19 protein-coding genes are annotated in these 22,919 nt (G+C 66.3%); 16 read left to right on the top strand and 3 right to left on the bottom strand.

Annotation, left to right across the window (positions count from 1 at the left end; genetic code table 11):
* The first annotated feature begins 47 nt into the window (after positions 1-47).
* The 8 genes from JL811_RS14730 to JL811_RS14695 all read left to right on the top strand — a co-directional run bounded on the left by JL811_RS14730 (position 48) and on the right by JL811_RS14695 (position 10,856).
* On the top strand, positions 48-1,313 hold the full coding sequence (locus JL811_RS14730; RefSeq protein WP_202689460.1) for a hydroxymethylglutaryl-CoA reductase: 1,266 nt from the start codon (positions 48-50) through the stop codon (positions 1,311-1,313).
* Complete coding sequence (locus JL811_RS14725; protein WP_202689459.1) at positions 1,310-2,215, top strand: UbiA family prenyltransferase; 906 nt, start codon at positions 1,310-1,312, stop codon at positions 2,213-2,215. Before JL811_RS14730 ends, JL811_RS14725 begins: the two co-directional genes overlap by 4 nt.
* Complete coding sequence (locus tag JL811_RS14720) at positions 2,215-4,638, top strand: PEP/pyruvate-binding domain-containing protein (protein ID WP_202689458.1); 2,424 nt, start codon at positions 2,215-2,217, stop codon at positions 4,636-4,638. The genes JL811_RS14725 and JL811_RS14720 overlap by 1 nt, the downstream gene beginning before the upstream one ends.
* Complete coding sequence (locus JL811_RS14715) at positions 4,622-5,743, top strand: BtaA family protein (RefSeq protein WP_237684983.1); 1,122 nt, start codon at positions 4,622-4,624, stop codon at positions 5,741-5,743. The genes JL811_RS14720 and JL811_RS14715 overlap by 17 nt, the downstream gene beginning before the upstream one ends.
* A complete protein-coding gene (locus JL811_RS14710; RefSeq protein ID WP_202689457.1) occupies positions 5,740-7,077 on the top strand; it encodes a diacylglycerol/polyprenol kinase family protein in 1,338 nt (445 codons plus the stop codon). The genes JL811_RS14715 and JL811_RS14710 overlap by 4 nt, the downstream gene beginning before the upstream one ends.
* A complete protein-coding gene (locus JL811_RS14705) occupies positions 7,074-7,919 on the top strand; it encodes a GNAT family N-acetyltransferase (protein ID WP_202689456.1) in 846 nt (281 codons plus the stop codon). The genes JL811_RS14710 and JL811_RS14705 overlap by 4 nt, the downstream gene beginning before the upstream one ends.
* On the top strand, positions 7,912-9,348 hold the full coding sequence (locus JL811_RS14700; RefSeq protein WP_202689455.1) for an AMP-binding protein: 1,437 nt from the start codon (positions 7,912-7,914) through the stop codon (positions 9,346-9,348). Before JL811_RS14705 ends, JL811_RS14700 begins: the two co-directional genes overlap by 8 nt.
* Positions 9,349-9,599: 251 nt before the next feature.
* On the top strand, positions 9,600-10,856 hold the full coding sequence (locus tag JL811_RS14695; protein WP_202689454.1) for a metallochaperone AztD: 1,257 nt from the start codon (positions 9,600-9,602) through the stop codon (positions 10,854-10,856).
* 98 nt (positions 10,857-10,954) lie between these two features.
* Here JL811_RS14695 and JL811_RS14690 read toward each other — a convergent pair whose 3' ends face one another.
* Positions 10,955-12,199, bottom strand: a complete 1,245-nt coding sequence (locus tag JL811_RS14690) for a glycosyltransferase (RefSeq protein ID WP_202689453.1) — start codon at positions 12,197-12,199, stop codon at positions 10,955-10,957.
* A gap of 136 nt (positions 12,200-12,335) precedes the next feature.
* On the opposite strand from JL811_RS14690, the gene JL811_RS14685 reads away from it, so the two are divergent.
* From JL811_RS14685 to JL811_RS14655, 7 genes are all read left to right on the top strand, one after another.
* On the top strand, positions 12,336-13,232 hold the full coding sequence (locus tag JL811_RS14685) for a homocysteine S-methyltransferase family protein (RefSeq protein ID WP_202689452.1): 897 nt from the start codon (positions 12,336-12,338) through the stop codon (positions 13,230-13,232).
* Positions 13,233-13,238: 6 nt separating this feature from the next.
* A complete protein-coding gene (locus tag JL811_RS14680; RefSeq protein ID WP_202689451.1) occupies positions 13,239-13,889 on the top strand; it encodes an RluA family pseudouridine synthase in 651 nt (216 codons plus the stop codon).
* A 270-nt stretch (positions 13,890-14,159) separates the two neighbouring features.
* On the top strand, positions 14,160-15,581 hold the full coding sequence (gene leuC / locus JL811_RS14675) for a 3-isopropylmalate dehydratase large subunit (RefSeq protein ID WP_202689450.1): 1,422 nt from the start codon (positions 14,160-14,162) through the stop codon (positions 15,579-15,581).
* Positions 15,582-15,668: 87 nt separating this feature from the next.
* Positions 15,669-16,274 (top strand): 3-isopropylmalate dehydratase small subunit, encoded by a 606-nt coding sequence (gene leuD / locus JL811_RS14670; RefSeq protein WP_202689449.1) that lies wholly within the window; start codon positions 15,669-15,671, stop codon positions 16,272-16,274.
* Between the two features lie 283 nt (positions 16,275-16,557).
* Positions 16,558-17,367 carry a hypothetical protein gene (locus JL811_RS14665; protein WP_237684982.1) on the top strand — a complete coding sequence of 270 codons (810 nt, stop codon included), beginning with the start codon at positions 16,558-16,560 and terminating at the stop codon, positions 17,365-17,367.
* Positions 17,368-17,462: 95 nt separating this feature from the next.
* Positions 17,463-18,473, top strand: coding sequence for an endonuclease/exonuclease/phosphatase family protein (locus JL811_RS14660; RefSeq protein ID WP_420496785.1), 1,011 nt, complete (start codon positions 17,463-17,465; stop codon positions 18,471-18,473).
* A 206-nt stretch (positions 18,474-18,679) separates the two neighbouring features.
* Complete coding sequence (locus JL811_RS14655; protein ID WP_202689541.1) at positions 18,680-20,194, top strand: VOC family protein; 1,515 nt, start codon at positions 18,680-18,682, stop codon at positions 20,192-20,194.
* Between the two features lie 91 nt (positions 20,195-20,285).
* Here the strand turns inward: JL811_RS14655 and JL811_RS14650 are convergent, their stop codons facing one another.
* Both JL811_RS14650 and JL811_RS14645 read right to left on the bottom strand, forming a co-directional pair.
* On the bottom strand, positions 20,286-20,828 hold the full coding sequence (locus JL811_RS14650; RefSeq protein WP_202689447.1) for an NADPH-dependent FMN reductase: 543 nt from the start codon (positions 20,826-20,828) through the stop codon (positions 20,286-20,288).
* Positions 20,829-20,914: 86 nt separating this feature from the next.
* Positions 20,915-21,856 carry a ring-cleaving dioxygenase gene (locus JL811_RS14645; RefSeq protein ID WP_202689446.1) on the bottom strand — a complete coding sequence of 314 codons (942 nt, stop codon included), beginning with the start codon at positions 21,854-21,856 and terminating at the stop codon, positions 20,915-20,917.
* A gap of 120 nt (positions 21,857-21,976) precedes the next feature.
* Here JL811_RS14645 and JL811_RS14640 point away from each other — a divergent pair, with 120 nt between their 5' ends.
* Positions 21,977-22,903, top strand: coding sequence for a LysR family transcriptional regulator (locus JL811_RS14640; RefSeq protein WP_202689445.1), 927 nt, complete (start codon positions 21,977-21,979; stop codon positions 22,901-22,903).
* Positions 22,904-22,919: the final 16 nt, after the last annotated feature.

Here is a 22,919-nt window from a genome sequence, read left to right as displayed (position 1 = left end):
GACCAGGACGAGAGTGACAAGTGACAGTTCGATCAGGTGAATCCTAGATGCCCATCCCGTCCCATGTCAAAGAGATGCTGCACCGCATCCGGGCCCGGTTCCGGCAGGCGCCCTTGCAGGACCGCATGCTGCCCAGTGACGCGCAGTTCACGACGCTGCGCCCGGTGCGCAAGGCCAGTGCCGAAAGCATCGCGCGCTATTGGGAACGGCTGAAGGGCAGCGCAGGCCCCGAGGATCAGGCGGCATTGGCCGATCCGCTGACGCTGCAGGATCCGGGGCGCTACAACGCCAATATCGAAAACTTCATCGGCACGGTAAAACTGCCCGTCGGCATCATCGGCCCCCTGCGGATCAACGGGCTGAACGCGCATGGCGATTTCCATGTGCCGATGGCCACGACCGAGGCCGCGCTTGTCGCCTCCTACGCGCGCGGCGCGCTGGCCGCCACCCGGTCGGGCGGGATCAACACGGCAATGCTTTATGAAGGGGTGATCCGCACACCCGCCTTCGTGCTGGACAGCCTGCTGGATGCGGGACTGTTCGTGGAATGGGTGGTGCGCGAGATCGAGACGCTGAAGGCCGCCGCCGAAGCGACGACACGGCACGGGCGCATGGTCTCGGTCGAGCCGGTGATCGACACCAATATCGTCTTCCTGATCTGCCGATACACGACCGGCGATGCGGCCGGGCAGAACATGGTGACGATTGCGACCAATGCGATGTGCGAAGAGATCGCCGCCCGCTGTCCGGTGCCCCTGCGCGCCTGGTATATCGAGGGCAATTTCTCGGGCGACAAGAAGGCGTCCTCGCTGGGCATGGTCACCGGGCGGGGGCGCAAGGTCAGCGCCTCGGTGGTCCTAAAGGCCGAGGTGGTGGAGCGGGTTCTGGGCACCACGGTTCCGGCGATGCTGGCCTATGGGCAGGTCGCCAATCTGGGCTCGCTGCTGTCGGGGCAACTGGGCGCACAGGCGCATTTCGCCAATGGGCTGGCGGCGGTCTATATCGCGACCGGACAGGATGCCGCCTGCGTTGCCGAAAGTGCCATGGGTGTCACGCGGATGGAGGCGCGGGGGGTGGATCTGTTCTGCAGCGTGACCATGCCCAATATCCTTGTCGGGTCGGTCGGGGGCGGCACCGGCCTGCCCAGCCAGTCGGCGGGGCTGAATATCCTTGGCCTGAAAGGCGCGGGCCATGGCGCGGCGCTGGCCGAGGTGGTGGCTGCGACCTGCCTTTGCGGCGAAATCTCGATCGTGGCGGCCATCGCGGCGGGGCATTTCACCCGCGCCCATGAATCGCTGGCGCGGCACAGATGACGCTGCGCGCGCTCTGGATCTATCAGAAAGAACGCTTTCCGCTGGCGCGGACCGCGCCGCTGCTGGCGGTGTTTTCGGCGGCCAGCATTGCGGTTTCGGCAGAGCTGGCGGGCCGTCCGCTGCCCGGCTGGGGCGGTTTTGCGGCGGGGTTCGCGGTGGCAATGCTGCTGTTTTTCCAGATGCGCGTCTGTGACGAATGGAAGGATCTGGAGGATGACCGCTGCTATCGCCCCGACCGCCCGATCCCGCGCGGGCTGATTTCCCTGCGGGCGGTGTTGGGGCTGGGGTTGGCCAGCCTGCCGCTGGCGGCGGGGGCGGTCTGGCTCTGGCATCCGCCGCTTTTATGGGTGCTGGCGCTGGTCTGGCTGTGGCTGGCGCTGATGACGGCGGAATTCGGCGCGCCCGAATGGCTGAAGGCGCGGCCGGTTCTTTATCTTCTCAGCCATATGGCGATCATGCCGCTGATCGACCTTTTGCTGACCGGCGTGGAATGGATGCCGGGCGGCGGCCCTGCGCCGGGGCTGGCGCTGTTTCTGGCGCTGTCCTTCGTCAATGGCTGCGTGCTTGAGGTCGGGCGCAAATGCTGGGCACCGGAACAGGAAATCGTGGGTGTCGACAGTTATTCGCGGCTTTGGGGCGCGGCAAGGGCGGCCCGGATCTGGGCTGCCGCTGTGCTTGTCTCGCTGGCTTTGCTGCTGGCGGTGGCCGGATTGACGGGCGCCTTCCGGCTGGTGCTGCCGCTGGGGGTCGCGGGCGCGGTGACCTGTCTGATCGCCGCGCGGCGCTATGCGGCCCGCCCCGATCCTGCCAGCGCGAAACGGGTGGACCTTCTGGCCGGGCTCTGGATCTTTCTGTGCTATGCGCTGGCGGGCTTTGCCCCGCTGCTGACAAGGATGTTCTGATGGGTTTCATCATCGCGCAGGAGCGCGCGGCAACGGTTTCCGATGTGGGCGGCAAGGCGGCAGCCCTGCACCGGCTGGCAAAGGCCGGTTTCGCGCCGCCCGGGTTTTTCGTGATCCCGGCACGGGCCTTTGAAAGTGACGCGCCCTTTGCGGGGCTTGAGGCGGCACTGGCGGCACTGGGCCCCGGCCCCTATGCTGTGCGCAGTTCCGCCCGGCAGGAGGACGGGGCCGAGCACAGCCATGCAGGCCAGTTCGACACGCTGCTGAATGTGCCCGCCGACGGGGTGGCCGACGCCGCAAGGCAGGTCTGGCAGTCGGGGTTTTCCGAAACCGTCGCCACATATCGCGCCCTGAAAACCGGCGCTGCGGCCGAGGGGCCTGCGGTGATCGTGCAGCGCATGATCGCGGCCCGGGCGGCAGGCGTCGCCTTTTCCGCCGATCCCGTTTCGGGGCGGCGTGACCGGGTTGTGATTTCGGCCATTGCCGGGCTGGGCGACCGGCTGGTTTCGGGTGAGGAGGATGGCGAGGACTGGCATGTGATCGCCGATACAGCGGTCTGCGCGGCCCTGCCTGCCGTCCTGACCGTTGATGAAGCGCGGCGGATCGCCGTTCTGGCCCGCCGGGCCGAGGCCGAATTCGGCGCGCCGCAGGATATCGAATGGGCGCTGGACGCCTCAGGCCTGCATATCCTGCAATCGCGCCCGATCACCACCACGCTGCTGCCTGCCGCCAATCCTGACGATCAGGTAACGGTCTTTGACAATTCCAATATTGTCGAAAGCTATCCGGGGGTCGTCAGCCCGCTGACCTATTCCTTTGCGGTGCATGTCTATACCCGAGTCTACCGGGCCTTTCTGTCGCTTCTGGGCGTGTCGCAGGACACCATCACCGCCAATTCCGCGATCTTCGGCAATATGCTGGGCCGGGTCGATGGCCGGGTCTATTACAATCTGGTCAACTGGTATCGGGCGCTGGCGCTGCTGCCGGGTTTCTCGCTCAACCGGACGCATATGGAAACCATGATGGGTCTGGACATGCCGCTGCCCGCAGAGGTGACAGACCGGATCGCAACCCCGCCTGCCAGGGGGCTGGCGCGGCTGATCGAATATCTGCGGCTGCTGCGGGCCGGGGCGGGGGTGGTCTGGCAGACGCTGCTGCTGCCCCGCACGCGGCGGCGGTTCCTGCAGCGGCTGGACCGCGCGCTGGACAGCGGTTTCAATGTTGAAACGGCCGGGCCGGGCGCGCTGGTGGCGGAATACCGCTTTCTTGAAAGCACCCTGCTGGATCGCTGGGACGCGCCGCTGGTCAATGATTTCCTGTGCATGATCTCTTTTGGTGCCTCGCGCAACCTGCTGCAGCGCTGGCTGGGAGAGCGGGGTCTGATCCTGCATAACGATGTGATGATCGGGCAGGGTGACATCGTGTCTGCCGAGCCTGCGCAACGGATCGCCCGCATGGGGCAGATGCTGCGCGCGGCGGGGCTGGAGGATGCGCTGGCCGAACAGGGCATGGCGGCGCTGCTGGGTCATCCCGACCTGCAGCGCGAGGTAGAGGATTATCTGGCCCGCTTCGGCGACCGCTGCACCGAGGAATTGAAACTGGAAAGCCTGACCCTGCGGGACGATCCCGCCAGCCTGCTGGCCGCGATTGTCGCCAGCGCGCGGCGTGGCGGTGGCCCGGCCCATGGCGGCGAGACGCCCGACTGGCGGGGGCTATTTCCCAATCCGGCCAGGCGTTTCTTCGTCCGGGCGGTGATCGGCTGGACCAAGAACCGGGTGCGCGACCGCGAAAACCTGCGCTTTGAACGTACGCGGATCTTTGGCCATGCGCGGCGGGTGTTTCTTGCCCTGGGGCGCGAATTCACGGCGCGGGGGCTGCTGGATCATCCGCGCGACGTGTTCCACCTGACCACGGCCGAGGTTCTGGGAGCGGTTGAGGGCTTCGGGCTGAGCGCCGATCTGAAACCGCTTGTCGCGCTGCGCAAGGCTGAGGCGGACGAGGCCGCAAAGCGCCCCGACCCGCCCGAGCGGATCACGGTTTATGGCCCCGCCATTGCCCCGGTCTGGGCCGAGGTCGCGCTGACCCGTGACGCGGCCCTGATCCGCCGCGCGACGGGCTGTTCGGCGGGCCGCGTGACCGCCACAGCCCGCGTGATCAGCGACCCCCGGACGCAATCGCTGGCGGCAGGGGAAATCCTTGTTGCCCGCCATACCGATCCGGGCTGGATCGCGGTGTTTTCCAATGCCTCGGCCATCGTGGTTGAACGGGGATCGCTGCTGTCCCATTCGGCCATTGTCGCGCGGGAACTCGGTATCCCCTGCGTCGTCGGGCTGAAAGGCGCGACGCAATGGATTGCCGATGGGGAGACGGTGACGGTCGATGGCGCAACGGGTGAGGTGACGCGGCATGACGATGCAGCCTGAAATCAGGGCACGTTCGGAGATCGAGACGCGGGCCGCCTTTGACCATATCCGCTATGCCCAGGCCTGGGAGGATGCCGATATCCTGACCCAGGGTCTGGGCGATTGTGCCGGTGGCACGCTGGTCTCGATCTGTGCGGCGGGGGACAATGCACTGGCCCTGCTGCTGCTGGACCCGGCGCGGGTGGTGGCGGTGGACCTTTCGCCTGCGCAGATCGCCTGCCTGCGGCTGCGCATCGGGGCCTTTACGCAACTGACGCATCCCGAATTTCTGGAACTGATGGGCGCGCGCCCGTCTGACCGGCGTGCCGTCTTGCTGGACCGGGCCATTTCAGGGCTGGACGCGGAAACCCGCGCCTTCTGGTCGGCCCTGTCGGATGAGGTCGCGCACTATGGTGCTGGTGGTGTTGGCAAGTTTGAGCGGTATTTCCGCTTCTTCCGCACCCGGTTGCTGCCCTTCGTGCATTCGCGTGCGCTGATCGACGATGTTTTCGTCCCTCGCGACCGGGCCGGGCGGCAGGACTTCCATGACCGGCGGTTCAACAGCTGGCGCTGGCGGTTGCTGCTGAACCTGTTCTTTTCACGCTTCGTGATGGGGCGCATGGGGCGCGACAAGGCGTTTTTCGACCATGTCGAGGGCAGTCCCGCCGCCCATGTCGCACGCCGCATCCGCCATGCGGCGGTGGATACCGATCCCGCGCAGAACCCCTATCTGCACTGGATCCTGAAAGGCACGCATGGCAGCGCCCTGCCGATGTCCTGGCGGGCCGAGCATTTCGACACGATCCGCGCAAGGCTGGACCGGCTGGATATCCGCCCGGGATCGCTTGAGGCGTTCGTCTCGACCGGGGAAAAGGCTGACGGTTTCAACCTGTCGGACATTTTCGAATACATGTCCCCCCCGGTCTTTGCACAGGTCTATGGCAGCATCCTTGCGGCGGCATCACCCGTGGCGCGGCTGGTCTATTGGAACATGATGGCGCCGCGCCGCGTGCCGCCGGAATTTGCGGAGCGCGTGATCCGTCAGCGCGCCGAGGAGGACCGGCTGAAGGCCGAGGACAAGGCATTCTTCTATTCCGATTTCGTGATCGAGGAGGTCAGGGGTTGAGCATCGCCCTGCAGGTCGCGCTGGCCGCAGGCTCGGTCGCGGTTCTGACGGGGATGATCGCGCTTGTGCGGCTGATCGCGCGCCATGCCGCGCTGGCGCCTGAGGTGCAGCGCAAGCTGGTGCATGTGGCGACGGGCCTTTATGCGCTGTGCCTGCCATGGCTGTTTCCCGACCGCTGGCCGGTCTATCTGCTGATTGGAGGGGCGCTGGCGGTGATGGTCGCGCTGCGCATTCCGCAGATTTCCGGCACGATGGGGCAGGCGCTGCACGGGGTAGAACGCCGGTCCTACGGGGATTTCCTGCTGGCGCTTGCGGTCGGGCTTTGCTTCTTTCTGGCCGATGGCGTGGCGCTTTTCTATGTGCTTCCCATCGCCGTGCTGACCCTTGCCGATGCCGCCGCCGCCCTTGCGGGCACCGCCTATGGCACGCGGCGTTTCCGGGTCGAGGAGGGTGAGAAAAGCATCGAGGGGACGGTGGTTTTCTTCACCGTCACGCTGCTGATCGCGTTGATCTGCCTGATGTTCCTGTCCGATCTGCCGCCCGCCAGCATTCTGGCGCTGGCCCTGATGACCGCCGCTTTCGGCGCACTGGTCGAGGCGCAAAGCTGGCGCGGCTTTGATAACCTGTTCCTGCCGCTGGGGCTGTTCGTCTTCCTGTCGGTCCACAGTCAAAGCGGACCGGGCGAATTGCTGGGCCTGCTGGTCGCCTTCTGGTCCGCGATCCTTGGCTTCCGGCTGCTGGGGCCGCAGGTCGGGCTGACGGCCCATGCGGCGCGGGTCTATGTCGTGGCGGTCTTCATGATCCTTGCCGTGGTCGAGGTGCAGAATGCGGTTCTGCCGGTGTTGGCGCTTCTGGCCCATGTCTGGGCACGGCGGCGCAATCCCGACAGCGACCGTTACGGCGATCTGGACGTGGTGGCGGCGCTGGCGCTGTTCAGCTTCGGCTGGCTGGCCCTGGGCAATGCGACCGGGTGGAACGCGGTGCAGTTCTACGGGCTGACGGCGATGGGGCTGGTCATGGGCCTTGCCACGCTGGCCATGATCCCTGACCGGAAGGTGGTCTGGCTGCCACTGGTCGCGGCGCTGCTGTTTGGGCTGCGCGAGGTCGTGACAAGGCTGAACCCGCCCGCGACACATTGGGCCGAGCCGCTTTGGCCACTGGCGCTGCTGTGTCTGGCGCTGCCCGGGCTGGCGGGGATCATCCGACCGGATCTGTTCCGGCAGGACCGGGTGTTGAAGCTGACCTTCCTTTCAATCATCCTTCCACTTGGCCATTATCTGTTTGCTCTTGCCGGAACAGAGGGTGGCCTTGCCTTATCCGGAGCGATCCCGTGACACGCGAAACCCTGAAAGCCGAAGGCGCCAGCCTGACGATCCATCTTGATGGCCCGGTCTGGGACGGCGTGCAGGCCGCGACCATCGGCGATGTGGCCTTTCGGGATCCACAGGCGGGGGCGGCACTGCTGGGCGATGCGTTGGCGCGGATCCGCGCGGCGGGGCGCGACCGCGTGCTGGGGCCGATGGCGGGGGATACATGGCACAGCTACCGTTTTGTCAGTGAAAGCGACGGATCGAAGCCCTTCCTGCTGGAACCGTCAAACCGCCCCGAAGAACCCGCGATCTTTGCCGATGCCGGGTTCCGGCCCGTGGCGCATTACTTTTCGGCCCGGATGGCGCTGACCGGCGAGGACCCGCCCCCGCCCCCCGCCGATGCGCGGTTCCGCATCACCGCATGGGACGGCGCCGCGCCCGAGGATCTGTTCCGCGAGGTCTTTGCCCTGTCCTGTGCCGCCTTTGCCGGGAATGCCTTTTACACCCCGATTGATGAGGCGGCCTTTCTGGCGATGTATCGTCCGGTCATGCCGATGATGACGCCGGATCTGATCCTGCTGGCCCGGCGTCCCGATGGCAGCCTTGCCGGGTATCTGTTCGCGATCCCGAACCTTGTCGAAGGGCCGAAGACAAAGACCGTGATCCTGAAAACCTATGCCAGTCTGGAACGCGGGGCGGGGCGGCATCTGATCCATGCCTGCCACAAAACCGCGCGGGCGATGGGGTTTGAGACGGTGATCCATGCGCTGATCCATGACGACAACATCTCGGCCGAGCGCAGCCGGCGCGAGGGGGCGGATGTCTTTCGCCGTTACGCGCTGATGGGCCTGCCTCTGGATGTCTGACCTGCTGCGCGACTTTGCCGCCGCCGTGGCGCGGCATCCCGACCGGATTGCGCTGATCGACGGCCGGGGGCGCGATGTCACTTTCGCTGCGCTGCAGGCAAGGGCGGTCCGGATGGCGGCGGACTGGCAGCGGCAGGGCATCGGCCCCGGCGACCGGGTGCTGCTGGCGATGCGGCTGGATGCCGATCTTTATGCAGCACTGGCGGCACTCTGGTCGCTGGGGGCAACCGTGGTGCTGCCGGAACCGGCCATGGGCCTTGCCGGGCTGCGCCATGCCGCAAGGGTGACGCGTCCCCGCGCCTTTTGCAGTTCGGGTGCTTACGGATTGCTGAAATACCTGCTGCCCGCGCTGTGGCCGCTGACCCATCTGCGTCCGTCCCGCAATAGTGCAGTGGCCCGAAGCGCGACCGATGCCGCGCTGCCGCCCCCCTCCGGAGCCGATATCGCGCTGATCTCCTTCACCTCGGGCACCGGAGGGGCACCCAAGGCCATTCCGCGCAGCCATGATTTTCTGGCGGCGCAGCACCGCGCCATCGCCCCTATGCTGGACAGCGACAGGGAGGAACGCGATCTGGTCGCCTTTCCGGTTTTCGTGCTGATCAACATTGCCAGTGGGCGCAGTTCAGTCCTGCCTTCCTGGCGGATGTCGCGGCTGGACCGGTTGCGCCCCGGTGCCTTGCGAAAATGGATCGAGACGCGGCGCGCCACCCGTGCCCTGCTGCCGCCCGCCCTGTGCCGCACACTTGCCCGTGCCGGTGGGGCGACGGGGCTGCGGCATCTGTTCACCGGCGGCGGGCCGGTCTTTCCCGGTCTGCTGGAGGCGCTGAACCGCGTCGCGCCCGATCTGCGCGTGACCTGCGTCTATGGCTCGACCGAGGCAGAACCGATTGCCCATCTTGACGCAGTGTCGATCACCCCGGCGGACCGGGCCGAGATGCAGGGCGGGGGTGGGCTGCTGGTCGGTCATCCGGTTGCGGCCCTCGGCCTGCGTCTGCAGGAGGACGAGATTCAGGTTGCGGGCGATCATGTGAACCGCGGCTATCTGGACCCCGCGCAGGATGCCGGAACCAAGATCCGCGAGGGTGGCGTGATCTGGCACCGGACCGGCGATGCGGGGCGGCTGGATGCGCAGGGGCGGCTCTGGCTGCTGGGGCGCAAGGGGGACGAGGTGCGGATCGCGGGCTGCCTGACCCATCCGTTTCCACTGGAGCTTGCCGCGCGGCAATGGCCGGGGGTGGTGCAGGCCGCATTGATCGGGCGGGCGGGGCAGGCCTGCCTTTATATTGAAGGGGAAACCACCCATCTGCCCGACTGGCAGGACCGCGCCCATGCCCTTGGAATTGACGCGGTGATCCCCCTTGCCCGGATGCCGATGGACCGCCGCCACCGGTCGAAGATCGACCGCAAGGCGCTGAAGTCCCGGAACTGACTTTTTCAAACTCCCCCCGGTGCAGCGGCCCGCGACCCTTCCGGTCAGGCAGGTCCATGCGCTGATGTCGGCAAAACCGGCTTATCCGTTCCGGCCTCTCTTGTCATTCCCAAGTATAATGTAATAACATACCATTTTTGAATCGACGGATATGCCGTCCGGAACGCGACCGTGCCAGCCAGCCAGCCAGACCGGCACGGTGCCGGACCGCCCGGTGGTTCCGGCACTCCGCAACCAAGGAGAAAGACAGGATGAGATATTTCGCAGGGGTCGGAGTCGCCGCCCTGATCGCGGCCCAGTTCACTGCCATACCCGCTAGGGCCGATGATCCCGCGTCAGAAGATGTCACGCTTTACCGCGTCTTCATCGGCGATCATGTTGCGCCGCGCGTGACCGTGATCGACCTGCCGAAAGAGGGCGGGACCGATGCCGAAGGCGACACCGGCGGGCGCTGGAGCTTTGAGACGACGGGACAGGCGAAACTTTACACCGTTGCCTGGGGCGCCGTGGTCGCCGCCGTGCAGTCGGACAGTGACACGGTGCAGTTCTTCCGCAGTGGCATCGCGTTTCACGATCACGGCGATCATGCCGATATCGAAATCACCGATCCCGCAGCCATCAGCACCATGCTGACCGGGCCACGGCCGTTCCATCTGGTCGATCATGACGGCAAGGTGGTCATCAATTATGATCGCGGCGGCTATGCCGAGATCCTTGACGCGCATCGTCTGGCAGAGGGTGCGGTTGCGCCCGACCGTTTCCCGCAAGCGCGCGCGCATCACGGCTTTGTCGCACCGCTGGGGCGGAATTGGCTGTCGACCGTCGCATCAGAAGAGGCGGTTGAAGGCGATGCCGCGCCGCCGCGTCTGGGGCTGCAGGCCTTCACCGCCGAGGGACAGCCTGCGGGGGATCTGACCCCCTGCACCGCCATCCATGGCGAGGCTTTTTCCGGCGCCTATCTGGCGGCGGGCTGCCGGGACGGGGTTCTGACGGCCACCCTGCAGCAGGATGCGGTCCATTTCCGGATGCTGGACTATCCGGCCGATCTGCCACAGGGCGTGACAACGGGAACCCTGCTGGGATCGACGGGGATGCAGTTGTTTCTGGGCAATTACGGTGCTGATGGCCTTGTGGTCGTTGATCCTGCCGATGCCCCGCATTTCCGCCATTTCGCGCTGCCCTTCCGGCGTGTCGATTTCGTGCTGGATCCGGCCCGCCCCGCCCATGGCTATGTCCTGACCGAGGACGGCACGCTGCACCGCATCGACCTGCTTGCGGCCCGGATCACGCAAAGCGCACCCGTCACGCAGCCCTATTCGATGGAAGGTCACTGGAATGACCCCCGCCCGCGTCTTGCCATGGCCGGGGATGAGATCCTGCTGACTGATCCCGCTGCCGGGCTGCTGCGCCGCATCTCCACCGAAACACTGGCCGAGACGGGGCGGATCGGGATTGGCGGCACGCCGTATAACCTGACCGTCGCCGGAGGCAGCGGCCTTAATCACTGACATCCGCTTCATCCTGGCCGAAATACCTTCGGGGGTGGGCTCGTCAGGGCCGAGGGGGGCAGACAGCCCCCCTTGCCCGGTTTCGGTTGCGATGCCGCTCAGCCGTTTTGCATGGTCCCGTCCTGCGCCACCCCGGCAAACAGGGCGGCCAGACGCGTGGCCTCGCGGTTGATGTCATGGCGCGCCAGAACGCGGTCCCGCGCCGCAACACCCATTCCTGCCAGCCGTTCGGGTGGGGTGGCGGCCAGATCACGGATCGCGCGGGCCAGCGCGCCCGCATCCCCCGCAGGCACCAGCCAGCCCTCGCGCCCCTCGCGCACAAGTTCGGGCAGGCCCGCAATGGCGGTGGCAATCACCGGGCGTCCCGCTGCCATCGCCTCCATCACGACCACGGGCAGTCCTTCGGCAAAGGAGGGCAGGATCAGCGCCTGTGCCGCGGCAAGGGCGGCGCGCACGCCCTTCTCATCGGCCCAGCCTGCCAGATGGACCACCGCCTGCAATCCCTGCGCTGCAATGGCCGTCTCCAGTTCTCGGCGCAGCGGGCCGTCGCCCAGAATGGTCAGCCGCAAGCCGGGCAAATCGCGCGCGGCCTCGGCCATAGCGGCAATCAGCAGCGGAAATCCCTTCTGTTCGGCCAGCCGCCCGATGGCCACCAGATGCGGCCCGCCCGGGGGCAGCGGGGCGGGGGTCGCAAAGCGCGCGGGCTCGATCCCGCAATGCACGACATGGATGCGCGGCCAGTCGGCAAAGGCTGCCTGACGGCACAACTGGCTGCGCCCGAAACTGCTGATCGCGACGGCAAAGGCGGCATGGCGCAGCTTTTCCCCCAGCGAATGCGCATGGGGCGCGTCGAATTCCTCGGGGCCATGGGTGGTGAAACTGTAGCGCGGCCCGCCCAGGGCATGGGCCAGCATCGCGACCGTGGTCGAATTCGTGCCGAAATGCGCATGCAGATGCGTGATCCCCAGATCCCGACAGCGCCGCGCGACATGGGCGGCCTCGGCCAGATAGATCAGATGGCGCAGCCGCCCGCCGGTGCCCGCCACGCCCCCGGCCCCCTGCGTGCCGCAGTCCAGCGCCAGCCGCAGCGCGGCCCATGTCCGCCCCGGATGGCGCAGCATCCAGCCAAGGGCCGACATCCCCAGCCGCGCCGCGCCCAGTTCCAGCACATGTTCGGTCCGGGCATCCTCGGCCAGATCCGCCGCATCGACCAGATTGTCCCGGTCCGACCGCATGGCGAATCGGTGCAGCGTGATGCTCTGCCGCTCCAGCGCCTGTATCTCGCGCCGGATGAAGGTCTGCGAGGCGCGGGGATAGGTGTTGACCAGATAGGCGATTTTCAAGGCGGTGCTTTCGGCAGGGTGCGGTGCCGGGCAGAGTGGCCCCATGCCGCGCCCGGGGTCAAGCGGGCGCGGGGTCCCTGTGCAAGCGCGCCCGCTGCGGCTATAGGGACGCGGATGGTTGCAAGGGACGCGGGCAATGGCAGAGATCACGCTTCTGGATGGCGGCATGGGGCAGGAACTTCTGGCCCGTTCGGGGGATGAACCGACACCGCTTTGGGCGACGCAGGTGATGCTGGACCATCCCGATCTGGTTCGTGCGATCCATGCTGATTACTTCGCCGCCGGTGCGACCGTCGCCACGACGAACACCTATGCGATCCATCACGACCGTCTGGTGAAGTTCGGCCGTGACCATCTGTTCGAGACGCTGCACATGGCGGCGCTGCGGCAGGCGGTTGCGGCGCGTGATGCCCATGGGTCGGGGCGCATCGCCGGGTCGCTGGGGCCGCTCGGGGCCAGTTACCGTGCCGATCTGGCCGAAAGCGTGGATCAGGCCGCCCCGAAATTCGCCGAAATCGCCCGCCTGCTGGCCCCGCATGTCGATCTGTTCCTGATCGAGACCTCGGCCTCGGTCCTGCAATCGGAGGGGGCGCTGAAGGGGGCGGCAGCGGGGGGGCTGCCGGTCTGGCTTTCGGTGACGGTCGCGGATGGTGACGGCACGTGCCTGCGCTCGGGCGAGGCGCTGGCCGATCTTGCGCCACTGGTCGCGCGCTATCGCCCGCAGGCGGTGCTGGTCAATTGCTCGGTCCCCGAGGCGATGGCGGCAGCCTTGGCCGAGGTGGCGCGCTTCGGGCTGCCCTTCGGCGCCTATGCCAACGGGTTTTCCCATATCGCCCCCGCCTTTCTTGAGGCCAACCCGACAGTGCGCGCGCTGGAAACCCGCCATGACCTGACTCCCGATCTTTACGCCCGCTTCGCGATGGACTGGGTCGCGATGGGGGCCACCATCGTCGGCGGGTGCTGTGAGGTGGGTCCGGCCCATATCGCCGAACTGGCCCGCCGCCTGCGCGCCGCCGATCATGTGCTGGTGTGAATGCCGATGACTGAATTCGTCTACAGCCCCCCCGATCAGCCCCTGTCGGTGATCCATGAGGACCGCGATTTCGTGATCGTGGACAAGCCTGCGGGGCTTTTGTCCGTTCCCGGGCGGGGCGAGGATCGCGCCGATTGCCTGATCACGCGGCTGCGCGCGGTCTGGCCCGAGATCCTGCTGGTCCACCGGCTGGATCTGGATACATCGGGTGTGATGGTCTTTGCGCGCAACAAATCCGCGCAGGGCGCAATCAGCCAGCAATTCGAAAAGCGCGTGGTCGACAAGCAGTATGTCGCGCGGCTGGCCGGGCTTGTGGGGCCGGATCAGGGCAGGGTCGATCTGCCGCTGATCGTGGACTGGCCCAACCGCCCCCGCCAGCATGTGAACCATGAAACCGGCCGCCCGGCCCGGACCGACTGGCAGGTGATCGCGCGCGGGCAGGAGGAAACCCGAATGCGGCTGATCCCGCTGACCGGGCGCAGCCATCAGTTGCGCGTGCATATGGCCGCGCTTGGCCATCCGATTCTGGGCGACACGCTTTATGCGACCGGGGACGCAATGGATCATCCGCGCCTGATGCTGCATGCCGAAACGCTGGCCCTGCGCCACCCCCGGACGGATGCCGCGCTGTCCTTCACCGCGCCGCTGCCGTTCTGATCGCGGCCCTGCGCTCTGGCCCCGCAGTCCGGGCACCCATTCCGGACCTGCGCCGGGGCAAAGCCAAATCTTGCCTGATCGCGCAAACCCGCCTATAAAACCATCATGCGAGGCTTCATCTATTTCAACATCACCGATCATGCGCGGCTTCCGGCCCGCTTTTTCGGCATGACCCGCACGATTCTCGCGCGTCTCTGACGGTTCGCGCCCTGCGGCCCCGGCCGCTTTTCCGAATCCTACCGCAGCCAGCCATCACAAAGTGAGAGAGCCATGACCGCTCCGCGTACCCTCTATGACAAGATCTGGGATGAACATGTCGTCCATCAGGCCGAGGACGGCACCTGCCTGCTCTATATTGACCGCCATCTGGTGCATGAGGTCACCAGCCCGCAGGCATTCGAAGGTCTGCGCATGACGGGCCGTCCGGTCCGCGCGCCTGAAAAGACCATCGCGGTGCCCGACCATAACGTGCCCACCACGCCGGGGCGCGAAAACCCCGACCAGATGCCCGAGGAAAGCCGCATTCAGGTCGCGGCGCTAGACAAGAATGCCCGCGACTTCGGCATCCATTACTATCCGGTGACCGATATCCGTCAGGGTATCGTGCATATCGTCGGACCCGAACAGGGCTGGACCCTGCCGGGCATGACCGTGGTCTGCGGTGACAGCCATACCGCCACCCATGGCGCCTTCGGCGCGCTGGCCCATGGCATCGGCACGTCGGAAGTTGAACATGTTCTGGCCACCCAGACGCTGATCCAGCAGAAATCGAAGAACCTGAAGGTCGAAATCACCGGGTCCTTGCGCCCGGGCGTCACGGCCAAGGACATCACCCTGTCGGTCATCGGCGCCACCGGGACGGCAGGCGGCACCGGCTATGTCATCGAATATTGCGGTCAGGCGATCCGCGAATTGTCGATGGAAGGCCGCATGACCGTCTGCAACATGGCCATCGAGGGTGGCGCGCGGGCCGGTCTGATCGCGCCGGATGAAAAGACCTTTGCCTATGTGATGGGCCGCCCCCATGCTCCGAAAGGTGCCGCATGGGAGGCCGCACTGGCCTATTGGAAAACCCTTTATACGGATGAGGGCGCGCATTTCGACAAGGTCATCACCCTGAAGGGTGAGGATATCGCCCCCGTCGTGACCTGGGGCACCAGCCCCGAGGATGTGCTGCCGATCACCGGCAGCGTGCCTGCCGCATCCGATTTCGCCGGCGGCAAGGTTGGCGCGGCACAACGCAGCCTTGACTATATGGGGCTGACGCCGGGGATGAAACTGACCGATATCAAGATCGACACGGTCTTCATCGGATCCTGCACCAATGGCCGGATCGAGGATCTTCGCGCCGCCGCCGCCATTCTGAAGGGCAAGAAGATCGCCCCGGGGATGCGGGCCATGGTCGTCCCCGGCTCGGGCCTTGTGCGCGCACAGGCCGAGGAGGAGGGTCTGGCGCAGATCTTCCTCGATGCCGGGATGGAATGGCGTCTGGCGGGCTGCTCGATGTGTCTGGCGATGAACCCCGACCAGCTTGCCCCCGGTGAGCGTTGCGCCGCAACCTCGAACCGCAATTTCGAGGGCCGTCAGGGCCGGGGCGGACGCACCCATCTTATGTCCCCCGCCATGGCGGCGGCCGCGGCCCTGACCGGCTATCTGACCGATGTGCGTGAGATGATGGCCGAGACGGTCTGATCCTCTTCTGTTTCCAAATATCCCGGGGTCCGGGGCAGCGCCCCGGCGCGCGCCAAACGGACCCCGGCCCATCATTCAGGACATCCCATGGATAAATTCACCACCCTGACCGGCATCGCGGCCCCCATGGCGCTGGTCAATATCGACACCGACATGATCATCCCCAAGCAGTTCCTGAAGACGATCAAGCGTTCCGGGCTTGGCAAGAACCTGTTTGACGAGATGCGTTACAATCAGGACGGATCCGAGAAACCGGATTTCGTGCTGAACCAGCCCGCCTACCGGCAGTCGGAAATCATCGTGGCGGGCGATAATTTCGGCTGTGGTTCAAGCCGCGAACATGCGCCCTGGGCGCTTCTGGATTTCGGCATCCGCTGCGTCATCTCGACCAGCTTTGCCGATATCTTCTACAGCAATTGCTTCAAGAACGGCATCCTGCCCATCGTGATGCCGCAGGACGTGGTCGATGTGCTGATGGAAGACGCCCGCAAGGGGGCGAATGCGCGGATGACGGTCGATCTGGAAAACCAGACCGTCACCACATCCGACGGCCAAAGCTTCGGGTTTGAGCTTGACCCCTTCCGCAAGCATTGCCTGATGAACGGGCTCGACGATATCGGGCTGACGATGGAAAAGGCAGCCTCTATCGACAGTTATGAGGCCCGCGTCAGTGGCCAACGGCCCTGGATCTGACAGTTCTGACAGCCTGCCTTCGGGGGCCGTCCTGACCAGGCGGCCTCTTTTTTTGCGCCGATTTGATGCAATCTAGCGACACATTTACCGCGAAATGGACACATATTCCCGGTTTTCTGTCTCGGTGATTGCAGCAGAATCTGAAAGAAGGCAGAATTTGGGCAAGATTGAGGCAATCCGCCGTAAAGCGCGGTCATGGATGGGAACAAGGCCACGGCATCGTATCGTGTCCGTCCCTTATGAGGGTGAGACAGCAGTGTTTTCGCGATTCCCGGGCGCAGTGATGCGGGCCTTTCTGGTCATGGTGCTTGTCGCCATGCCTTCGGTCATCCTGCCGGGCACCGGAATGGATGGGCGGCAGATGGTGGCGCTTGTCGCGCTGTTTCTCGCCGTTCTGACCTTCGTCGAATATAACGCCACCTATCCGGGCCTTGTCGAGTTCCGCGATGCGCCACCCTATAACCGTGTGCGCTTCATGATGCTGATGGCCACCGTCTTCGTGCTGTCGATGATGCAGCCGGGTCCGGGGGAACCCTCGACCGTTGGATTGCTGTTCGAGGCTCTGGGCATCCTGATGGGCCGCGCGCTGGATTTCCCCTACAGCCCGGTGCGTCTGGCGCGGCTGGTTCTGGCCGATCCGGCGCGCCCTGAACTGGCCGACGCGGTGCGCAACGCGGCGGCGGCGGCCTTCATGATCTCGCTGGCAGCCCTTGCGATCTTCGTGGTGCTGCTGCGGCTCTATCGCTGGCCGACGCAAAGCGGTGCCTTCAATGTCTGGGTGAATCTTCCGACCTTCGATCCGACCGCCGGCGGCGATGTGGTGGCGCGGCTGGAGCGGGATGCGCGCATTAACCTTGTATTAGGCTTCCTGCTGCCATTCTTGATCCCGACAGTGTTGAAATTCGGTGGTGCGGGTCTGCGCGCGCTGGATCTTTCATCGCAGCAATCGTTGGTCTGGGTGATGACGGCATGGGCCTTTCTGCCTGCCTCGCTTTGCATGCGCGGCATCGCCATGGCGCGGATCGCGGGCATGATCCGCGAGATGCGCGCGCGCGGCCAGGAGGTTCCGGCCGAGGGGTATCTGCCTGCCTGATCCGGTGCTGCTTGATCCGGTTCCGCCTGATCTGTCCCGGGGCGGTCTGCCGCTGGCTGCTGGTGTTTTTCTGTCTCTTCGCGCCACTGCCGGGCATGGCCGACAGATTGCGGGTGGCGACATGGCATGCGGATCTGTCGCGCGACGGACCTGGGCTGTTGTTGCGCGACCTGCTTTCGGGACAAGACGCGCAAAGCCTTGCCGCAGTCGCGGTGCTGCAGCGGCTGGATGCCGACATCCTGCTGCTGACCGATCTGGATTATGACCACGGGTTGCTGGCGCTGACGGCACTGGCGGATCTGTTGCAGGCGGCGGGGCTGTCCTATCCTCATCGTCTGGCCCTTGCGCCCAATCGCGGGGTGCAGACCGGGCTGGACCTTGATGGCGATGGCAGGATCGGCGGCGCGCGCGACGCGCAGGGCTTCGGGCGGTTTGCGGGGCAGGGCGGCATGGCGCTGCTGTCGCGTCTGCCGCTGGGGCCGGTGCAGGATTTTTCGGGCTTCCTGTGGCGCGACCTGCCCGGCAGCCTGCTGCCTGCCGGGCCGGGGGGCGGCATCCAGCGCCTGTCCTCGACCGGGCATTGGGCGGTGCCGGTGATCCTGCCGGGGGGCGGCGAACTGACATTGCTGGCCTGGCATGCCACGCCACCGGTCTTTGACGGGCCGATCCGGCGCAATGCCGCGCGCAACCATGATGAGACGATTTTCTGGCAGCATCTGATCGAGGGGCGGCTGCCCTTCGCGCCGCCCGATCCGCCCTTCGTGCTGCTGGGGGATGCCAATCTGGATGCCGCGGATGGTGACGGGATGCGGCAGGCGATCAGCACGCTGCTGTCCCATCCGGCGCTGCAGGATCCTGCCCCCCGGGCGCCTGCCGCAGCGTGGCGCGGCCGCCCGCCCGATCCGGCCCACAAGGGCGATCCGGCTTTGGACACGGCGCTTTATGACCGGATCGGCGGGTTGCGGGTGGATTATATCCTGCCCTCTGCCGGGCTGAACCTGCAGGCGGCAGGGGTCCTCTGGCCACCCCATGGCAGCGAGGAGGCCGCGATCTTTGCCCGCGCCTCGCGCCATTATCCGGTCTGGGTGGATATCCTGCTGCCCTGACATGGCCTGCCCCTGCCTTTCCGGTCCGGATCTTTTCCGCTTTGTCTCCTCGTGCCGTTCGGCGCTTTCGAACACGGCTTTCGTCCGCCCGATGCTTGGGACAGGCTACACCAGCGGCTATTTCGGTCGGGCCGGTCCTACCGACCGGAAGCCGCGCCACAAGGGCTGCGGCGGAAAGGGCAAGGGTGCAGATGTCAGCGTTTCAGATGTCAGGCGGGCTTCACCACGTCACCGCGATCACGGCACGGGTTCAGGCCAATGTCGATTTCTATGCCGGTTTCCTTGGGCTGCGGCTGGTCAAGCAGACCGCCGGTTTCGCGGATGGGGAACAGTTGCATCTGTTTTATGGCGATGCGGCGGCCAGCCCCGGATCATTGGTCAGCTTCCTTGTCTGGGAGGCGGGCGGGCGCGGGCGGACCGGCCATGGCCAACCATCCGAGATTGCGCTGGCCGTGCCACCTGCCAGTATCGGCGACTGGCTGGCCCGGGCGCTGTCGGCGCAGGTGCCGGTCGAGGGGCCCTTGCGCGAATTCGGCGAACCGGTGCTGCGGCTGAAGGATCCTGACGGGATCATCGTCAAGCTGGTGGGCGTCGATCTGCCCGCCACGGCGCCGCTGCCGGATCCGATCGCGCCGACGCGGTTGCGCGCGGTGACATTGCTGACCGCCGAACCGGGGGCCAGCGCCGAATTTGTCGCGCGTTTCGGCTATCGGGAAGGGGCGCGCGAAGGCGCCACCCTGCGCATGGTTTCGGGGGCGGATGCGGTGGATCTGCGCGATGCGACCGGGTTTTTCCCCGCGATCCCCGGCACCGGCATGATCGACCATGTCGCCTTCCGCGCGGCGGATGCGGACACCCTGCGCGCCACACGCCGCGCGCTTGGCACCGCACCGGGCCTTACCGAAGTGCATGACCGGCGCTATTTCCTGTCGCTTTATGTCCGCGAACCCGGCGGTATCCTGATCGAACAGGCGACCGACGGGCCGGGCTTTGCCATTGACGAGACCGTGGAGAATCTGGGCCAGACCCTGGTCTTCCCCCCGCATGAGGCCGCGCGCGCAGCAGAACTGCGCGTCATGCTGCCGCAATTCGCCCGACCGGGCGAGGAAAGGATACCGATGCGCGATCTGCCCTTCATCCATCGTCTTTATCGGCCCGAGGATCCCGATGGATCGGTTCTTGTCCTGCTGCACGGCACGGGCGGGAACGAATCCGACCTGATGCCGCTGGCCCATTCCATCGCACCGCATGCAACCCTTTTGGGGGTGCGGGGCCGGTCCACCGAGGAGGGCATCAACCGCTGGTTCCGCCGTTTCGATGCGGTGACCTATGATCAGGACGATATCCGCGCCGAGGCTGCGGCCTTTGCCGGTTTCGTCGACGGGGCCCTGCGCAGTTATGGGCTGGAGGCGGACCGGATGACCTTTCTGGGCTATTCCAACGGGGCAAACCTTCTGGGGGCGATGATGCTGCTGCATCCGGGCACGGTGCGGCGCGCGATCCTTCTGCGCGGCATCGCGGCGCTGGAGAAACCGCCTGCCGCTGATCTGGCGGGCAGTTCGGTGCTGCTGTTGACCGGGGCGCAGGATCCTTTTGCCCGCATGGCCCCGGCTCTGGAGGCCAGTCTGCGGCAGGGCGGTGCGGCGCTGGATGCCCGGTTGCTGCCCGCCGGGCATGGGTTGACCGAGGCGGATCGCGAGATCGCGGCAGGCTGGATCTGACCGGCAGGCCACTGCAAGACGAGAACGCCCCCGTCGCCATCATAGCGTCGGGGGCGTTTTCCTGTCCTGTTGTCGTCCGGCAGAGGGCCGGTCAAAGGCTTCCGGCGAAACCGCGCAGGAATTCGGCCAGTTTTTCCCGGCTGTCGGCATCGGTCAGAGTGCCATTCTCATCGAAGAGATCCCCTGCCCGCGCCACCATCATCCGCCCGCCGCCCCAATGCGCGGCCCGCAAGGTGCGCAGCACCGGCAGCCAGTGCGACTGCGCCAGCACCGTGCCGAACCCGCCCGGTGAGGCGCCGATCACTGCTACGGGCTTGCCCACCCACAGTTTCAACCCCGGACCGCGCGACATCCAGTCGATGGCGTTCTTGAACACACCGGGCATGCCGTTGTTATATTCCGGCGTCACCATCAGCACCGCATCCGCCGTCTGCAACTGCGCCTGAAGCCGGGTGACGGCGGCGGGCAGGCCCTCGGCCTTTTCCAGATCGCCATCGTAAAGCGGCACATCGCGGATTGATCCGATCTGAACCGTCACGCCCTCGGGGGCAAGATCCGCTGCCGCCCGCAGCAGCCCGGAGTTGAACGAGGCCCGGCGCAGGCTGCCGGACAGGCCGAGGATGGTCTTGGTCATGGGTGTTTTTCCTGTGCTGAAACCACCGGGGCGTGTCCCCGGTGGTGGTCCTGTTCTTTCGGATGATCGTGGCGCGGGACGTGCTCTCAGTCGAGGGGCTTCAGACCCGCCTCGATCGCGGCGCGGCGCGGTTCAAGGAAGGGCGGTAGCGACAGCGATTCGCCCATCGTTTCAAACGGTTCATCAACATCGAAGCCGGGGCCATCCGTCGCCAGTTCAAACAGGTTTCCGCCCGGTTCACGGAAATAAAGGCTGCGGAAGTAATACCGCTCCACCTCACCCGAGTTCGGAACCCGGAAGCCGCCGACGCGCTGCGTCCATTCGGTCAGAGCGGCACGGTCGGGGACGCGGAAAGCGACGTGATGCACTGCGCCCGCCCCCTGCCGCGCGACCGGCAGGCCCGGCTGCACCGCGACATGCAGTTCGGCGGCAGGCCCGCCTGTGCCCATTTCGAAGACATGGACCTGCCCCTGCCCGTCGGGGCTGGCATAAGCCCGCGCAGCGCGCATGTTCATCACCTTGGTCAGAACGGCTGCCGTGGGGGCAAGGTCGGGCACGGAAATCGTGATCGGGCCAAGGCCGCGGATCTGGTGTTCGGCGGGAACGGGGCTGCGCTCCCACGGATGGGCGGGGCCGGGCTGATCGGCGGTCAGCCGCAGGCGCTGGCCCTCGGGATCCTCGAAATCAAGGCTGGCGCGGCCATCGGTTTCGGCAATCGCGCCGGTGGTCAGCCCCTGCTCGCGCAGCCGCGCAGCCCAGTAATCAAGGCTTGCGGCATCGACGCGCAGCCCGGTGCGGCTGATCGACCGGGTGCCGCGCCGTTCCGGCCCCACCGGCCAGTCGAAGAAGGTCAGATCGCTGCCCGCGCTGCCCGCGCCATCGGCAAAGAACAGGTGATAGGCCGATGTATCATCCTGATTGACGGTCTTCTTGACCCGTCTCAGGCCAAGGGTCTGCGTGTAGAATCGGTTATTGCCCGGCGCATCGGCGGTGATTGCGGTCAGGTGGTGAATTCCGGTCAGGTCCATGATGGCCCCCTTTCGTTGCTGCCCCCAAGATGGCAGGCCCGGGCGCCCCTGTGCAGGCCCGGCCTTGCCAACCCCGCGTTCGCGATTGTCGAACGCCGGGCGCGGCGCTAGGGTCATGCCATGCGCTACACGCTGGATGAGATTGAGACTTTCCTTGCCGTCATGGAACTGGGCAGCGTCACCGCCGCCTCGGCCCGGCTGAACCTGTCGAAATCGGTTGTCAGCAAACGCATCACCGATCTGGAACGCGCCCTAGGGGCGGCGCTGTTTCTGCGCAGCGCAGGCCGGATTGCCCCGACCGAGGCGGCGCTGCGTCTGACCGACCGGCTGCGCCCGGCCCTGTCCGACCTGCGCGCCGCCGCTGAAAGTGCCGCATGGGAGATGGACGGCGCGGCCCCCCTGCGCGGACGTCTGGCCATCTCGGTGCCAATGAGTTTCGGAATGCTGCATCTGGGGCCGATCCTTGCGCGGTTTGCGGCGGCGCATCCGGGGCTGGATCTGCGGATCGACTATGACGACCGCGCGCATGATCTGGTGCGCGACGGCTATGATCTGGCCATCCGGATCGGCGAGGCGCGCGATGCGGCCCTGATCGGGCGGCTTCTCTGCACTGACCGGATGATTGCCTGCGCAAGTCCCGAATACCTGTCGCGGCAGGGGCGGCCCCGAAGCCTTGCCGATCTGGCCGCGCATCAGGTGATCGGCTACAGCCTGTTGTCGGATGCGCGGCTTTGGCAGTTCACCGAAAACGGCGCGCCGGTGACGGTTCCGGTCTCCAGCCGTGTCACGCTGAACAATGGTGAGGCGATGCGCGATTTCGCGCTGGCGGGGCTTGGCCTTGCCATGCTGCCCGGCTTCATCGCCGCCCCCGAGATTGCCACCGGGCGACTGGAACAGATCCTGCCCGACCACCCGACGCGCGCCCTGCCGATCCACGCGCTGTGGCCCCCTGTCTCACCCATGCCCGCAAAACTGCGCGCGCTTGTCGATCACCTGTCATCAGAATTGAGCGGCGGACGGCCCTGGACGGGCGGGAAGGACGGGTAGGGAACGGCTCCGGCTG

Source organism: Szabonella alba (assembly GCF_016765775.1).
Lineage (GTDB): Bacteria > Pseudomonadota > Alphaproteobacteria > Rhodobacterales > Rhodobacteraceae > Szabonella > Szabonella alba.
The sequence above is the reverse complement of the archived record's forward strand: the minus strand, read 5'-3'. Positions and strand labels throughout refer to the sequence as shown.

Coding starts and splice junctions, on each gene's coding strand:
- JL811_RS14695 (WP_202689454.1), top strand. CDS start 9,600: ATGAGATATTTCGCAGGGGTCGGAGTCGCCGCCCTGATCGCGGCCCAG.
- JL811_RS14645 (WP_202689446.1), bottom strand. CDS start 21,856: ATGGACCTGACCGGAATTCACCACCTGACCGCAATCACCGCCGATGCG.
- JL811_RS14685 (WP_202689452.1), top strand. CDS start 12,336: ATGGCAGAGATCACGCTTCTGGATGGCGGCATGGGGCAGGAACTTCTG.
- JL811_RS14665 (WP_237684982.1), top strand. CDS start 16,558: ATGCGGGCCTTTCTGGTCATGGTGCTTGTCGCCATGCCTTCGGTCATC.
- JL811_RS14655 (WP_202689541.1), top strand. CDS start 18,680: ATGTCAGGCGGGCTTCACCACGTCACCGCGATCACGGCACGGGTTCAG.
- JL811_RS14720 (WP_202689458.1), top strand. CDS start 2,215: ATGGGTTTCATCATCGCGCAGGAGCGCGCGGCAACGGTTTCCGATGTG.
- JL811_RS14715 (WP_237684983.1), top strand. CDS start 4,622: ATGACGATGCAGCCTGAAATCAGGGCACGTTCGGAGATCGAGACGCGG.
- JL811_RS14700 (WP_202689455.1), top strand. CDS start 7,912: ATGTCTGACCTGCTGCGCGACTTTGCCGCCGCCGTGGCGCGGCATCCC.
- leuD (WP_202689449.1), top strand. CDS start 15,669: ATGGATAAATTCACCACCCTGACCGGCATCGCGGCCCCCATGGCGCTG.
- leuC (WP_202689450.1), top strand. CDS start 14,160: ATGACCGCTCCGCGTACCCTCTATGACAAGATCTGGGATGAACATGTC.
- JL811_RS14725 (WP_202689459.1), top strand. CDS start 1,310: ATGACGCTGCGCGCGCTCTGGATCTATCAGAAAGAACGCTTTCCGCTG.
- JL811_RS14730 (WP_202689460.1), top strand. CDS start 48: ATGCCCATCCCGTCCCATGTCAAAGAGATGCTGCACCGCATCCGGGCC.
- JL811_RS14650 (WP_202689447.1), bottom strand. CDS start 20,828: ATGACCAAGACCATCCTCGGCCTGTCCGGCAGCCTGCGCCGGGCCTCG.
- JL811_RS14680 (WP_202689451.1), top strand. CDS start 13,239: ATGACTGAATTCGTCTACAGCCCCCCCGATCAGCCCCTGTCGGTGATC.
- JL811_RS14640 (WP_202689445.1), top strand. CDS start 21,977: ATGCGCTACACGCTGGATGAGATTGAGACTTTCCTTGCCGTCATGGAA.
- JL811_RS14660 (WP_420496785.1), top strand. CDS start 17,463: ATGGCCGACAGATTGCGGGTGGCGACATGGCATGCGGATCTGTCGCGC.